Below are 15,120 nucleotides of genomic sequence, written 5' to 3'. Positions count from 1 at the left end.
TCACTTGTCCTTTTTGCGCTTCAGGAACGCCGTCAGAAACAGGCCCTTGCGGTGCGCTTCCCGCGCGTCGGCGCCGGTATAAAGCTTGCGGATCAGGGTGTAGATGATCACGGTCAGCGGCATGGCGAACAGCACCCCCATCGGCCCCATCAGTCCGGCGAAACCGATGACGGCGAACAGGGTGATGACAATCGGAATATCGGCGACGCGCCTCTGCACCATCGGGGTGATAAAATTGCTCTCAAGCTGCGACACGCCGGTATAGACGATCAGCGCCCACAGCACGGTCTGCCAACCGGACATGGCCCCCAGCAACAGGCCCGGCGCGGTCGCCGCCACCGGTCCGACCAGCGGCACGAACTGCGCCACGCCAGACAATAGCCCCAGCGTCACCGCTGACGGCAGGCCGACGATCGACAGGCCGATGCCGGTCAGCGTCCCGACCAGCACCATCGAAATGAACTGGCCAATAAACCAGAGCCGCAAAGCGCCGCCCGCCGTGTTCATAGCCTCGCGCATCTTGTCCTTGTGGCGGTCAGGCAGCAGGAAAACCACGCCGTCCCGGTAACGCGCCGGGTTGATGGCCAGGATGACCCCGGCCACCAGCGCGACAAAGGTGTTGGCGACCGAAGACAGGACATTGCCCGCCACCAGCGGCAGTTTGGAAACGACCCCGCCCGCCTGATGGCCAAGCTGGTCGATCTGATCCTTGATCTGCGCGCCGATGGGCAAGGTCTCCAGCTTGGCCTGCACCGCAGCCCAGGCGGCGGGCAATTGCGTGGACAGGATATGCGCCTGATCGGCGATCTGCAGACCGAACAGCGAAATCGTCAGCGCCAGAAAGGCCAGCACCGCGACCAGAACGCTCAGGACCGCCCAGGTGTCGTTCAGCGGCGTATATTTGATCAAAGGCTCGGCCAGGGCGCGCAGCACGGTGGCGATCACCACGGCGCCGAAGATCAGCAGCCACAGGCCGGTCAGCTTGAAGATCAGAAAGGCGGCGAAAGCGGCGACAATGATAAACAGCACGCGCTGGACAAAGCCGCCGGTCAATCCGTCTGTCGGGTTTTCGTTATCGCGCGCCATGCTTAGCCTTTCACGCGCGCCACGGTGCGCTCGACCAGATCGGCCAGCAATCGCGCCGCGTCAGGCCGCGCCACGGACTTCGCCGCCGCCGCGCGCACCGGCAGCAGTTGCGCGCCTTCGATCAGGGTGCGTATCTCTTCGGCCAGCTTTTCCGGCGTGCAGTCGTCTTCGCGCACCACGACGGCGGCCTTGGCCTCCTTCAGCACCTCGGCGTTCCAGGTCTGGTGATCATCCATAGCGATCTTGAGCGGGATCAGCAGCGAAGGCCGCCCCGCAACGGCCAACTCGCAGCAGGTCGAAGCCCCGGCGCGACCGATGACGATGTGCGCGCGCGCCAGACGCGCGGCCATGTCGGTGAAAAAGGGCGCGATCTCGGCCTCGATGTCAGCGGCCTTGTAGGTCGCCTCGGCTTCGGCGACGTTCTCAGCGCGCGTCTGCTGCTCGACATGCAGGTGAATGCGGATCGACACCGGCAGCAGGGCCAGCGCCCTTGGGACCATTTCGGACAGGATTTTCGCGCCCTGCGAGCCGCCGGTGATCAGGATGCGGACTGTCTTATCGACCGACGGATAGGGCTGATCGTAAAGGGCGCGGATATCGGGGCGCACCGGATTGCCGACCACCTGCACCCGGCCTTCCAGCTCTGGCGGCGCCATGCGCAGCACGGGAAAGGCGCAGGCCATGGCGTCAACCTTCGCCGCCAATTGCCGGTTGGAGCGGCCCAGCACCGAATTCTGCTCGTGGATCAGAGTCACATCCTTGCGCGACAGGGCCGCCATCAGCGCCGGATAGGACGGATAGCCGCCAAAGCCGATCACCGCCCACGGCTTCAGCCGCTTGAATGCCTTGCGCGCCTGAAGAATGCCCGTCGCGATGCGGAATCCGGCCTTAACCATGCCGATCGGATCGCCCTTTTTAAAGGTGGCGGCCTCCAGCGACAGGCGCTCTTTCGCCGGGAAGTTTTCAGCATAAGCGGCGCCGCGCGCGTCCGAGGCCAGCACGATCTCCCAGCCGCGCGCGCTCAGTTCACGCGCCAAAGCCTCGGCGGGAAACAGATGCCCCCCCGTGCCGCCGGCGGCGACGACGGCCAGCGGCTTGTCGGCGAAGGACGATGATTTACGACGTGGTTTTTCGGCCAAGTTTCAAGCCCCCGGAAAAGCCCTCAAGAAGCGAAGCGTCAGGGCGAAAATTTATGCGGCAGCATAATGCAGCGGATGTAAAAATCTAAGCCTGTTTTCACCAATGGCTCGGATCGTCATTGACCACGATCTCATCATTGCGCTTGCGCGTCAGGGCCAGGATGAAGCCAAGGCACAGCCCCATGGCCAGCATGGACGAGCCGCCATAGGAGATGAACGGCAAGGTCATGCCCTTGGGCGGAATCAGGCCCAGATTGACCGACACATTGATCAGCACCTGCGTGCCCAGCATGATGTAAAGCCCGCACGCGGCGATCTGACGGAAGGGATCCTGCATCGCCATCGTCTTGAGCAGGCCGCGCACGACGATAAAGCCGAATATGCCGATGATGATCAGCGTCATCCACAGACCGTATTCCTCGGCCACGACGGAGTAGATGAAGTCGGTATGCAGGTCGGGAATGTGCCGCTTCATCACCCCTTCATTGAGGCCGACGCCCCACAGGCCGCCATTGGCGATGGCCGCCTTGGCGGCGTTGACCTGATAGGCCGAGTCGGCGTCCGGCTGGATAAAGCCCATAATGCGGTTGCGAAAATGCGGCTGGATGAAGAACAGGCCGACCAGCCCCGCCCCCGCCGCGCCCAGCATGCCGATAATCCAGCGAAACGGCACGCCTGAAATAAAGAAGCACGCCCCGAAGGCGATGGTGATCAGGATCGACTGGCCGACATCAGGCTGGATCAACAACAGGAAAATCGCCATCGCATACAGGATCATGGCGATGGTGACGCCCGGCACGCCCTTGCCCTTCTGGCCTTCGCAGAACATCCAGGCGATCAGCACGATCAGGGCGGGCTTGAGAAATTCCGACGGCTGCAACGCCACCGGCCCCAGAGCCAGCCAGCGCCGTCCGCCCTTGGCGGCGTGGCCGATCACCGGCAACAGCGCCATGATGCTCAGCATGAAGCCATAGACCGCAACCGAAACGCGCTTCAGCCCCTTCAGCGACAGCATGGAGGTCGCCACCATCAGGCCCGCCGTCAGGATCATGAAGACGAAATGGCGCTTGGTGTAATAGAAGTCGTCGTGGCTGGCGATATGTCGCGCAGCCACCGGCGAAGACGAAAACGAGAAGAAAAAACCCAGGGTCAGCAGGACCAAAGCCAGCGCCAGGGTTACGCGGTCCAGCGTCCACCACCACATGGCGGTCGGCGAACGGTCGGTGCGCGTAAACGGATGGGCATAGGCCTGGGTCATGATACGCAATCCTGGCGGGGAAGAATTCAAGTTCAGGATTCAGCAAGCCATGGTTAAGATCGCCTTAAAGTCGCGCCTTATCCGCAACAAAGTCTTTACCCTAATAGCCAGTTGAACGCCCGGCGAAGTTCCATCGTTCCGTCACGCTCATACCAACGCCCGTGCGCGAGCAAAATACGTTCAGGGTTCCAGCCGATCAGCGTCTCGATGGCTCGCCTGAGGGCGGGCTTATACGGCCCGAACGTGGCGCGCATATCGCTCGGCATAAAACCGTCCGCCGCGCCCAACCGGACCAACAGACGCATGCCCCAGGACCGCACATGATCCGGCTCGAAATTTTCGATCAGATCGGTCAGGATCAGGGTCCGGCTGGAGGCATGCAAGAAGATGGCCTCGGTCATGAAGCGGCTGACGATCGGCAGGGTGCGCAGGGCGCCGTCCCATGGATAGCCATCGCGCGCCTCCAGCAGATGAGTCGGGAAGTCGATCCTTCCATTGGCCTGTTTGCGGATTTCCGGAGCGATCCAGACCCCGGCCTCCGGATAGGCGGCGCGCCAGTCGGGCAGCCACCAAAAATGCAACCGGTTCGGCCCGATCAACCAGCGCACCCGCCCCACGGCGTCAATCTGCGCCTTCAGATCGGGCGTCAGTGGAGTCGGCGAATGCACGAACAGATCACCGCCGACCCGCACAACAGTCATGCGCGTTGGGAACGGCATTTTGAATGGGCCGAAGCCGAACCGGATCAGCGGCCCATCGACAATCCAGATATCGTCAACAATTGATTTCAGCGTATTAAGGGGCGGATAGAGATCATGATCACGCATGGTGTCCGCTTCCCCCCGCACTACCGTCCCGCCAAGGTCTCGCCGGTCAGGATGGAGCCGGATATTTCCTTGACCGCCTGCTTGAACGCGTCGCCGCGCGCTTCGAAGTCGGTGAACTGATCGAAGCTGGCGCAGGCGGGCGAGAACAGCACGATCTCCTCGCGGCCCGATTTCTCCGCCTCGGCATAGGCCTGCGCCACCGCGGTGAACAGATGCCGGGACTGGGTGCAGGCGGCATCCTTGCCAATGGTTTTCTCAAACAACTCCGCCGCCTCCCCGATCAGGAAGGCGTGCTTGATGCGGGGGAAAAGGTCACGCAGATCCTGAATGCCGCCCGCCTTGGCGACGCCGCCCGCGATCCAGAAAAACCTGTCATAGCTCGACATGGCCTGACGCGCGGCGTCGGCATTGGTCGCCTTGGAATCGTTGATGAAGCGCACCTTGCCGATACGCCCGATCTCCTGCATGCGGTGATCGAGGCCGGGGAAGCTTCTCATACCTGCGACGATCACGTCCGGCTCCAGCCCCAGGGCGCGGCACGCCGCATAGGCGCAGGCCGCGTTCTGCCAGTTGTGCCGTCCGGTGAGCGTGCGCACCGTCTTGAGGTCAATGATCTGACGCGCGCGCGGCCCCGTGCCGTCGTAAAGGACGCCGTTCAGCGCATAAACACCCTGCCCCAGAGTGCGGCGCGCAGAGACCGGAACCAGTTTCACCGGACTCGCTACGCGCATTTCGCTGATCAGGGCGGCGGACCAGTCGTCGTCGGCGCCGATGACCGCGACCTGCGCCGCCGTCTGATTCATGAACAGGCGCTTTTTCGCCCTGATATAACCGTCCATGCCGCCGTGGCGGTCGAGATGATCGGGCGAGAAGTTGGTCAGAACCGCCACGTCGGGTCGAAAACTGTGGACCAGATCGAGCTGATAGGACGAGGTTTCAATGACATAGACCGAGCCCGCATGCATCTCAGGCAGGTCCAGCACGCCGACGCCGATATTGCCGCCAACATGCACGTCCTTGCCCGCAGCTTTGAGGATGTGGCCGATCAGGGCCGTGGTCGTCGATTTGCCGTTGGTGCCCGTGATGGCCACCACCTTAGGCCGTTTATGTTCCGGCAGGGCGGCCAGGGTCTGGGCGAACAGTTCGATGTCGCCGATGACCGGAACGCCGGCGTCCTGCGCCAGCTTGACCGTCCAGTGCGGTTCGGGATGGGTGAGCGGCACGCCCGGAGACAGCATCAGGGCGTCGATCTCGGACCAGTCGGCGTTTTTCAGGTTCTCAACCGTAAACCGCTCTCTGGTCGCAGCCATGACGGATGCAGGCTTATCGTCCCACAACAGAGGCTCGGCGCCGCCCGCCTTGAGCGCGCGCGCCGCCGACAGGCCGGATCGACCGAGGCCGAAAATGGCGACGCGCTTGCCTGCAAAGCCTTTGACCGGAATCACGGCGAGTCCCTTATCTGATCTTGAGCGTGGCCAGACCAAGCATGGCCAGCATGGCGGCGACGATCCAGAAACGCACGACAACGGTGGATTCCGCCCATCCCAGCTTTTCGAAATGGTGGTGAATCGGCGCCATCAGGAAGACGCGCTTCTTGGTCAGTTTGAAATACCCCACCTGGATTATGACCGAAAGGGCTTCAACGACAAAAAGGCCGCCGATAATGGCCAATACGATCTCGTGTTTGACCGCCACGGCCACCGCGCCCAGCCCGCCGCCCAGCGCCAGAGAACCTGTGTCGCCCATGAAAATCTTGGCAGGCGGCGCATTGTACCACAAAAAGCCCATGCCCCCGCCGATGATGGCCGCGCAGATCACCGCCACCTCGCCCGCGCCGGGCACATAGTGGACAATCAGATAGTTGGCGAAGACGAAATTGCCGACGAGATAGGCGATCAATGCAAAGGCGCCCGCCGCGATCATCACCGGCACGATGGCCAGACCGTCAAGGCCGTCAGTCAGATTGACGGCGTTGGAGGCGCCGAAGATCACGACCGCGCCGAACACAATGTAGAACAACCCCATATCCCAGATGAAGTTCTTGAACACCGGCACGACCAGAGACGTCGCCAGATGCGGAGCGTCCGGCGGCGCGGGCGAATAATACATGATAACCAGCACCGCCGCGACGGCGATGGCGATCTGAGCGATCAGCTTCTGAATCGAGGTCAGGCCCGCCGAGCTTTGCTTGGTCACCTTGGCGTAGTCATCGATAAAGCCCAGCACGCCATAAGCCATGGTCACGCCGAACACGACCCAGCCACTGGCCGAATGCGGATCGGCCCACAGAATTGTGGCGACCGCGATCCCGGCCAGGATCATCAGCCCGCCCATGGTCGGCGTGCCCTTCTTGGTCAGCAGGTGGCTTTGCGGGCCATCTTCGCGGATCGGTTGGCCCTTGCCCTGACGGGCGCGCATCCAGCGGATAAAGCGTGACCCCATCGACACCGCTACCACCCAGGATGTGATCATGGCCAGAAAGATGCGCACCGTCTGGTAGCGCATCAGATTGATCAGCGGAAAATGCTGATGCAGGCCGGAAAGATGTTCATACAAAAGATAAAACATAACAGTCTATTGTCTTTCTTAACTATTTTCCGCCAATAAGGCTTTGGCGATCAGAGCGGCCTTTGAGCCGTTAGAACCTTTGATCATGACCGTATCGCCCGCCTGCAGATTATTCAGCACATCGTCGCTCAATTCCATAGCTGTTTCGCGCCAGGCACCGCGCATATCCGATGGCAGAACATCCCAAAGCGCTTTCATCAGGGGGCCAGCCAGAAAAACCTGCGCCACCGACGCCCGTTCTAACGCCTCAAGCAAGCCTGCATGCTGCGCCTCGGCGTCAGCGCCCAGTTCTAACATATCCGTTAGAACCGCTATCCTACGTCCGTTCGACTCGCTTGTTTTTTCACGCTCTCCGAGGCTTTGCAGCGTTGCGCGCATCGACACCGGATTGGCGTTATAACTTTCATCTATGATGGTCAGTCTGCCGCCGCGAAACGGACGTTCGACCACCTTGCCACGCCCTTCCAGTGTCTCGAAGCTTTCGAGCGCCGCCAGGGACGTGTCCAGATCGACCTCCAGCGCCTCCAGCATCAAAAGCGACGCCAGCGCATTGACGGCCTGATGTCGCCCCGTATGCGACAGCGAAAACGCGATGTCGCGACCATGATAACGCGCCTCGATCTGCGCTCGATCTCCAAGCACGCGATGCGCGATCAGTTGCGCATCGACGCCGCCCTGCTCGCCGAAAGCGGCCACCAGAGCGCCGGCGCCGCGCGCCTCGCTGGCGAGAAACTCAAACCAGCGGTTGTCGGCGTTCAATATCGCCAACCCTCCAAGATTCTGGCCGCCTGGCGTCAACCCGTCGAAAATCTCGGCCTTGGCGCGCGCCACGCCCGCTTCGCCATCTGGAAAATTCTCCGTATGCACGGCGCCGACCGTGGTGATGACGACGGCGCGCGGCTCGACACATTCAGACAAAGGGGTGATCTCATCGGCGTGGTTCATGCCGATCTCGAACACGGCGCGCATCGTGTCGGCAGGCATGCGCGCCAGGGTCAGCGGCACGCCGATATGATTGTTAAAGCTCTTGACCGCCGAATGCGCCTTACCAGCGCGGCGCAGGCCCTGCATCACCATCTGGGTCACGCTGGTCTTGCCGACGCTGCCGGTGACCGCGCCCCTGCGGCAATCGGGCGCCCGGTCGCGCGCAAATACGGCCATGTCCTCCAGCGCTTTCTGCACATCGGGAACCAGCAGGCACGGTCCGCCCTCAAGCGGTCGCTTCACCACCGCAATGGCGGCGCCGGAGGCAAAAGCCTGCGGGACGAAATCGTGGCCGTCGCGCACGCCCTTCAAAGCCAGAAACACATCCCCCGGAGCGAGGGCGCGGCTGTCGAAATTCACGCCGTTCGCCATCTGCGGCGCGCCGTCCGTCAGGCCCGTCAAGGTGCCGCCGGTGGCCTGCGCCAGTTCCGCAAAGGTCCAAAGGGGCCGTTCCGCCATAGATATGTCCTGCTACGCGATGCAAAGCGTCATTGAACCCGACTCAGGCGATTAGGCAAGCTTCGTTTCGTTAACAGACGGGCGTTAATAGACCGGGCAACTCATCCAGGCATAGGGACGCGCCCATTGCACGCCCATTGACCTGACGATGATGAAGCCATGCGATTCCGCCGGGCCGTTGCTGACCGGCGCGCAGTTGCGCAGGCTGACGCCGGGCGCATAGACGGTATCGCGCTTCGCCAGCAGCGCGCCGTCCTTGCTCAGGCTGACGCGCGCGACGTCATAGCTGATATAGCCGCCGTCATAGAGGTGGTCGTCGAGGCGCGCGCCCTGGTTCAGCACCACGACCCAGGCCGAGGTCTGGCGCGTGCGTTTCAGATAGTCGCGCGCCTGATCGAAGCAGCCATCCGGCGATTTTTCGTCGCGGTCGCGCCAGCGATGCTGAGCGCAATCGACGATAAACATATCCTGACCATAGGCTTCATAGGTGTCGGCGGGAACCGGCGCCAAAGGCGCGCCGCAACGGTTCAGCGCCTTTTCGGTAATGTAGAGACCGTCTTCACCCGGTTCGACGTACCAGCGGATAGCCTCGACCGGCGAACAGCCGTCCACTGTCGTCATCAGAGATTTTTTGAACCAGCGGCTATCGGCCTTGAACTTGGTTTCGCCCTTGCGTTTCAGCACCCATTGCTCAATGCCGTCATCGCCTAATATGTCGCCCGCCCGCACTGGCGCCTTGGTTGCGATCAGGTCGAGTTCCTTTTCGTCAGGGTGACTCTGCAGGTAACGCACGCCCGCTTCGGCGCACCAGTCGGTCCTGAGGCTGAATTGCGGGTCGCACGATCCGGGCTGGGCCAGATAGCGGCGTTGACCGGCGACAAGTTGCATTTCCGAGACATGCCAACCGCCGGCGCCGGAAGGGATGACCTCGCCTTGCGGCGCATAGGGGCCATGCGGCGCGCGCGGGCCGCCGCCGCAACTGACGATCTGGCTTTCCACAGCCACCGGCGCGCCGTTGCGGCTGCCGATCCCGTAGCCGACCTCTTCGCCGCTCAATGCAAAACAATCGCGTGGAACGCTCAGATTCGAGGTGGGAAGCGCCAAAGCCTGCGTATGCGCGCCTTGAGCATCGCGCCAGACTGTATAGAGGGTGAAATCGCGACCGTAAGCGCCTGAAACCCGGTCGCCGTTCTGCGCAGGGCGCGCCAGCATCAGCACGCGCGACGGCGTCGCACTGAGCGCGATTCCGTCAAGGCACGGCCCGCCGGAAAGAGGCGCAATCTTACATCCCGGTTTAGCCGTCACCAGAGGCAGGGCGTCGCCCGTGACTTCGCGCACCTCGCCGAAGACTGCCTGTTTGATCAGTCGCGGCGCGGCGTCCTGCGCCAGCGACACACCCGGGGCGGTCAGACCCAGCGCCAGCATACCCAAAGCGATATTACGCAACATCCTGCCCTCCCAATGCCTGTGTCAGGAATAGGCATAACGTGTCTTGTGCGTAGATTTCAAGCCTATGGCCTTAACCGGCCAGAGCTTCGCGCACCACTGCGACGTCGTCAAACGGCAGAACCTGGCCCGCGACGATCTGCCCTTGCTCGTGCCCCTTGCCCGCCACCACCAGCACATCGCCGGTCTTCAGACCCGCCACCGCCTCGAAAATCGCGGCGCGGCGGTCGCCGATTTCGATGGCGGTCTTGTCCATGCCGCCCAGCACTTCGGCGCGGATCAAAGCCGGGTCTTCACTACGCGGATTGTCATCGGTGACAATGGCGCGATCGGCCAGTCGCGCGGCGATGGCGCCCATCAGCGGTCTTTTGCCGCGATCACGGTCGCCGCCGCAGCCAAAGACGCAGACCAGTTTGCCGCGCGTATGCGGGCGCAGCGCCTTCAGCACTGTCTCCAGCCCGTCCGGCGTATGCGCGTAATCGACATAGACCTCGGCGCCGTTCGATCGGGCGCCGACGCGCTCCAGCCGCCCTCGCGCCCCCTTAAGCCGACCCAGCGCGTCGATCACCGCCCCGGCGTCCTCGCCCGCCGCAATCGCCAGACCGGCGGCGACAAGCGCATTCGACGCCTGGAACAGGCCCGCCAGCGGCAGCTTGACCTCATAGCGTCGGCCATGATGTTCGAGATACAGAATCTGACCATCCACGGTCAGATCGCGGCCGGTCATATTCAGGCCGCGTCCGCGTTCGCCGACCGCCATGACGCTGAGGCCCGACAGGATCGACATGGCTGCAAAGGCGTTATAACTGTCAGAATCTGCATTTAAAACAGCGGTTTTTCCGCGTGGCAACAATTGTTCAAACAGACGTAGTTTGGCCGTGCGGTAGGCGTCCATCGTCGCATGATAGTCAAGATGGTCCTGGGTCAGATTGGTGAAACCCGCCGCCGCCAAAGACACCCCGTCCAACCGTCTCTGGTCGATGCCATGCGACGACGCCTCCAGCGCGACATGGGTGACCCCGTCCTGCGCCATCTGGGTCATATAACGCGCCACATCGGCGGCGTCTGGCGTCGTCAGGCCCGGCGGCGTGATCGCGGTTTCCGTCCCGTCGGGGGTCTGACAGACGATGCCGAGCGTGCCGACCGAGGCTGATTTGTGGCCGAGCGCCGCGAAAATCTGGCGACAGAAGGTCGCCACGCTGGTCTTGCCGTTGGTGCCGGTCACCGCCACGCAGGTCTTTGGCTGCGCCCCGTAAAACGCCCTTGCGGCCAGCGCATAGGCGCGGCGCACGTCCGACACCGGCACCACCACGGACTCGCCGCCTTCCAGACCTGAACTGTCCGGCGCCAGAATGGCGGCGGCGCCCTGACGGATCGCCTGGGGAATGAAGTCGCGACCGTCGGCCTTCGCACCGGGCAGGGCGCAGAACAGCGTCCCGTCGGCGACCTTACGGCTGTCCGCTGTCACCCCGGTAACGACGGGATCGCGGTCGAGATCGCGGCGCAGAATGTCGGAAAGACGCACGGCGCTCATCAGTCATCACCTCCGGTCACATCGTCGGCCTGAACGGGCGCCTTGTCCCAGTTCGGGTTGCTGAACGTATCAACGACACGCTTTACGCCCAGGAAGGGCGCGATCCGCTCAATGACATGGCCGGCGACCGGCGCCGCGACATAGGCGCCCGTCTTAACCATACTTGAGCTGGGCGAACCTTGCGGCGAGTCGAACATGACAAGCACCAGATATCGGTCGCTATCCACAGGTCCGTCGGTTGGGAAGACGGCGGCGAAGGACGAGATGCGATCCTGCGTATAACGGCCATTGACCGGCTTTTGCGCCGTGCCGGTCTTGCCGCCAACGCGAAGGCCCGGCACATTGGCGCGCGTGCCGGTGCCCTTGAGCACATTGTCGCGCATCAGGTCCAGCATGGTGCGCGTCGTCGTCGCCGACATGACCCGCGTTCCCGGCAACGGCGAGGTTCCGTCATATTTGCGGATGGTCAGCGGTCGCAAATAGCCCCCGTTCAGCACCGCGCCCGCCGCTTCGGCATAGGACATGGGCGTGATCGCCATGGATTGGCCAAAGGCGCTGGAGGCGAGGCTGTTTTCCGACCAGCGGCGCGGCAGGATTGGCGGCGCCGGCTCGCTAAGCTCGGAATCCGCCGATCGGAACAGGCCCAGTTCCTGATAATAGTGCGTCATCCGATCGGCGCCGACCGCCAGCGCGATGCGCGAAGTGCCGATATTGGACGAACGGATGAACACGTCCTCCAGCGTCATGAGCTGATCGGACTGCTCATCGTCATGGATCTTGCGGGTGCCCAGAACCAGTGGCTGGCGACCGTCATAGGTGGCGCTCATTGAGGTCGCGCCAGTTTCGAGGCCGACGCCGATCGAGATCACCTTAAAAATCGAGCCAACTTCAAAGCGGTCAACGGCGGCGTGATTGCGGCGCTGATCATCGGTGAAGGCCGCCGGTTTGTTCAGATCGAAATCGGGCCACGACGCCATGCCCAAAATCTCGCCTGTGCGCACATTGGTCACAATGCCGACCGCATGCAGGGCGCGTTGGTCGATTGCAGCGGCGCGCACCTCGTTTTCCAGCGCGCCCTGTACGCGCAGGTCCATGGCCAGTTGCACGGGCTGATCGTGGACGGCCTGCGCCACGATCTGATCCTGCAGGGCCTTTTCGGCGCCCGACATGCCGCCGCCGCCGCGCATGGTCATGCCGATATAGGCCGCGCCGGTATTGCCGAGCGGATAGTCGCGCACACGATGCGGCTCGAAGGTGACGCCGGGCAGACCGTAGGACAGGAGACGCTGACGATCGCCCTCGTCAATATGGCCGTTCAGCATGACGCGGCTGTGGCCGCTGAAAATCTTGTCAATCTGATCGCGATCGTCGGGAAATATCTGAACCAGCGCCGCTCTGACGAGGCCGCGGTCCTGGCCGGTCATATCGCGCGGATCGACGAACATATTGTAATCGTTGACATCTGTGGCCAACAGGCGGCCATTGCGATCCACCAGTTGCGCGCGCGCGTTCGGCTCGCCGGTAATCGCCGTCATGCGGTCATTGTCGCCGGACAGCGAACCGCGCGCGGCGAAAGCGCCCAAACAGACATAGGCGAAGCCGAGCCCGACCAGGATGATGAAGATGCGCATGCGCGCGCTTGACGCCTTGGCGTCGGAAGCGTTGGCGCGCTCGAAGGCGTGCTCGACCTTCCAGACGCGGTCGGCGACCCATTGAAAGCCGGATTGGGTGGATTCGAAGATGGACAGACTCATTGCGCGCCTCCCGAGATCGTCACAGGCGCAGGCGCGGGCGCAGCCGCAGCGGCTCCCCCAGCCGTAATCAGGGTGTCGGCAGGCGGCGCGGTCGGCGGTGACGGAGCAGGCGCAACGAGCGGCGCGCGTGATGTGGTGCGTGAGATCTGACTGATGCCGCTGATGTCCGTTTCATGCGCCGGATCGACCGGCTTCATATCGAGAAGTCCGGTGGCCAGGGCCTCCAGACGCTCCGGGCGTTCAAGCTGCGACACCTTGATCCTGAGCGCGTTCACCGCCGTCTGTTCGTCGGCGATCTGCTGATCGAGATCATTCATGCGACGAATGTCGTCGCCTTCGCGCGCCTTGGACAAGCAGACCCAGAAGATCATGCCAAAGACCAGCACCAACCCAATCAGTTCAATCAGGCGGACGCCGCGAACCCGACGCTCGAACAGGCGCAGAAAACCGCTCATCGACGCGATCCTTTCTGTTGAGGAGTCGGCGCCTCGGTGCGGCGTGCGGCGCGCAGCTTGGCCGAACGCGCGCGCGGATTGGCGGCGGCCTCGGCGTCGGAGGCCTGCACCGCCTTGGGCGTGATCAGTTCGTAAAGCGGCGCTTCGGCGCGCGCAACCTGGGGCGCGTGGCGCGAACCGGACGGGACGCGCCCTGCGCGTTCATTGAGAAAGGTCTTGACGATGCGGTCTTCCAGCGAATGGAAGGTGACCACGGCCAGCACGCCGCCGGGGCGCAGCAGGGTCTCCGCCGTCTCCAGCGCCGCTTCAAGTTCGCCCAGCTCGTCATTGACCGCAATGCGCAGCGCCTGAAAGCTTCGGGTCGCCGGATGAACAGGCGCGCCGCGCCCCTTTATCCATCTTCTGCCGCCAAGGGCCTTTTCGATGACTTCGGCCAGATCGAGCGTATGGGTGAAGGGCTTCTCCTCGCGACGGCGGCAGATAGCGGCGGCGATGGCGCGCGATTTGCGCTCCTCGCCGTACAGCCAGAGAATGCGCGCAATCTCGTCGCGGTCATCTTCGTTGACGATGTCGGCGGCGCTGCGCCCCTCGACGCTCATGCGCATGTCGAGCGGACCATCGCGCATGAAGGAGAAGCCGCGCTCAGCCTGATCGAGCTGCATCGACGAGACGCCGATGTCCAGAACTATGGCGTCGCACGCCGACTCGCCCAACTCAGCCAAACCCCCGGCCATCTCGGAAAAACGCAGATTTACCCAGCGGAAGCGTTGCGGATAATCCTTCGCCACCGCCGCGACGAACGGTTTGACGCGAGCGTCGCGGTCAAAACCGATAACATGCGCGCCGCGCTCCAGCAGGGCGCGGGTATAGCCGCCTGCGCCGAAGGTGCCGTCAACAACCAATTTTCCGGAAACATCGCCCAGCGCTTCGAGCACTTCAGGCAACAGGACGGAGACGTGCGCGTCTTGCGACATCAGGCGGCGCCTCCCTGCCCGGTGAAGGCGGCGCTGACCAGCGCCTCCTGCTCGGCCATATAGGTTTTGTAGGCGTCTGGGTTCCAGATCTGAAACGAGTCGCCCAGACCCGCGATCAGCACATTGCCGCTCAGGCCGAAACGCTCGCACAGCGCCTCCGGCAAGGTGATGCGCCCGGCGGTGTCGAAGCTCAGGCGCTGCATGGCGGCGTAGATGCGGTGCTCCATCGCCTTGCGCGCCGGGGTGAATTTCGGAATGGCGTTGATGACGTCGCGATAACCGGCGAAGAAGGCCGCGCCGCCGCATTCGATACAGGCTGCATCAATGGCGGCGAAGCAGTACAGGCCCTCGAAGGGTTCGACATCGTCATGCGGAACGAGCGCGGACGCGCGGAAGTCCTGCGGCACCAATATCCGCCGCTTCGCATCCAAAGGCTTCTCATGGCTGGAGAGAAACACCGCCCGCTTGCCGCGCCTTTCAGGCCCGCTCCCTGTCTTCACACGTCCGAACGCGCAATTTTAACCCCTCCGGCCAAATCACTCGGACTGAACAGGGTTAACATGGGCTTAAATGGGATGCAATGACTCTGGATGACTCTAAATCGAGTTTTAAACCTGCATTTTTACTTATTCACAC

At 62.9% G+C, this 15,120-nt stretch carries 13 protein-coding genes; all 13 read right to left on the bottom strand.

The genetic code is table 11. From position 1 onward, the window contains the following. The 13 genes from ACTHLA_RS16435 to ACTHLA_RS16375 all read right to left on the bottom strand — a co-directional run bounded on the left by ACTHLA_RS16435 (position 1) and on the right by ACTHLA_RS16375 (position 14,942). Positions 1-1,086 (bottom strand): AI-2E family transporter, encoded by a 1,086-nt coding sequence (locus tag ACTHLA_RS16435; RefSeq protein ID WP_440191893.1) that lies wholly within the window; start codon positions 1,084-1,086, stop codon positions 1-3. 2 nt (positions 1,087-1,088) lie between these two features. Next, positions 1,089-2,225, bottom strand: a complete 1,137-nt coding sequence (murG, locus tag ACTHLA_RS16430; RefSeq protein ID WP_440191890.1) for an undecaprenyldiphospho-muramoylpentapeptide beta-N-acetylglucosaminyltransferase — start codon at positions 2,223-2,225, stop codon at positions 1,089-1,091. A 97-nt stretch (positions 2,226-2,322) separates the two neighbouring features. Then, on the bottom strand, positions 2,323-3,483 hold the full coding sequence (locus tag ACTHLA_RS16425; protein WP_440191887.1) for a peptidoglycan glycosyltransferase FtsW: 1,161 nt from the start codon (positions 3,481-3,483) through the stop codon (positions 2,323-2,325). A gap of 95 nt (positions 3,484-3,578) precedes the next feature. Next, positions 3,579-4,310 carry a DUF4336 domain-containing protein gene (locus tag ACTHLA_RS16420; RefSeq protein ID WP_440191884.1) on the bottom strand — a complete coding sequence of 244 codons (732 nt, stop codon included), beginning with the start codon at positions 4,308-4,310 and terminating at the stop codon, positions 3,579-3,581. A gap of 20 nt (positions 4,311-4,330) precedes the next feature. Further along, entirely contained in the window at positions 4,331-5,755 is a 1,425-nt protein-coding gene (murD, locus tag ACTHLA_RS16415; protein WP_440191881.1) for a UDP-N-acetylmuramoyl-L-alanine--D-glutamate ligase, read from the bottom strand. 10 nt (positions 5,756-5,765) lie between these two features. Then, the gene (gene mraY, locus ACTHLA_RS16410) at positions 5,766-6,878 is read right to left on the bottom strand and encodes a phospho-N-acetylmuramoyl-pentapeptide-transferase (RefSeq protein WP_440191878.1); all 1,113 of its coding nucleotides are present in this window, start codon (positions 6,876-6,878) and stop codon (positions 5,766-5,768) included. A gap of 18 nt (positions 6,879-6,896) precedes the next feature. Continuing rightward, a complete protein-coding gene (locus ACTHLA_RS16405) occupies positions 6,897-8,321 on the bottom strand; it encodes a UDP-N-acetylmuramoyl-tripeptide--D-alanyl-D-alanine ligase (protein WP_440191875.1) in 1,425 nt (474 codons plus the stop codon). 84 nt (positions 8,322-8,405) lie between these two features. Next, on the bottom strand, positions 8,406-9,770 hold the full coding sequence (locus ACTHLA_RS16400; protein ID WP_440191872.1) for a hypothetical protein: 1,365 nt from the start codon (positions 9,768-9,770) through the stop codon (positions 8,406-8,408). Between the two features lie 70 nt (positions 9,771-9,840). Beyond that, positions 9,841-11,301, bottom strand: coding sequence for a UDP-N-acetylmuramoyl-L-alanyl-D-glutamate--2,6-diaminopimelate ligase (locus ACTHLA_RS16395; protein WP_440191869.1), 1,461 nt, complete (start codon positions 11,299-11,301; stop codon positions 9,841-9,843). Further along, a complete protein-coding gene (locus ACTHLA_RS16390; RefSeq protein WP_440191866.1) occupies positions 11,301-13,055 on the bottom strand; it encodes a peptidoglycan D,D-transpeptidase FtsI family protein in 1,755 nt (584 codons plus the stop codon). The genes ACTHLA_RS16395 and ACTHLA_RS16390 overlap by 1 nt, the downstream gene beginning before the upstream one ends. Then, positions 13,052-13,510: a cell division protein FtsL gene (ftsL, locus tag ACTHLA_RS16385; protein WP_440191863.1), complete on the bottom strand. Its 459-nt coding sequence runs from the start codon at positions 13,508-13,510 to the stop codon at positions 13,052-13,054. Before ftsL ends, ACTHLA_RS16390 begins: the two co-directional genes overlap by 4 nt. Continuing rightward, positions 13,507-14,484 (bottom strand): 16S rRNA (cytosine(1402)-N(4))-methyltransferase RsmH, encoded by a 978-nt coding sequence (gene rsmH, locus ACTHLA_RS16380; RefSeq protein ID WP_440191860.1) that lies wholly within the window; start codon positions 14,482-14,484, stop codon positions 13,507-13,509. The genes ftsL and rsmH overlap by 4 nt, the downstream gene beginning before the upstream one ends. After that, the gene (locus ACTHLA_RS16375; protein ID WP_440191857.1) at positions 14,484-14,942 is read right to left on the bottom strand and encodes a division/cell wall cluster transcriptional repressor MraZ; all 459 of its coding nucleotides are present in this window, start codon (positions 14,940-14,942) and stop codon (positions 14,484-14,486) included. The genes rsmH and ACTHLA_RS16375 overlap by 1 nt, the downstream gene beginning before the upstream one ends. Between the last annotated feature and the right edge of the window lie 178 nt (positions 14,943-15,120).

Origin of the sequence: Asticcacaulis sp., from assembly GCF_051956075.1 — a bacterium.
GTDB lineage: Bacteria > Pseudomonadota > Alphaproteobacteria > Caulobacterales > Caulobacteraceae > Asticcacaulis.
The sequence above is the reverse complement of the archived record's forward strand: the minus strand, read 5'-3'. Positions and strand labels throughout refer to the sequence as shown.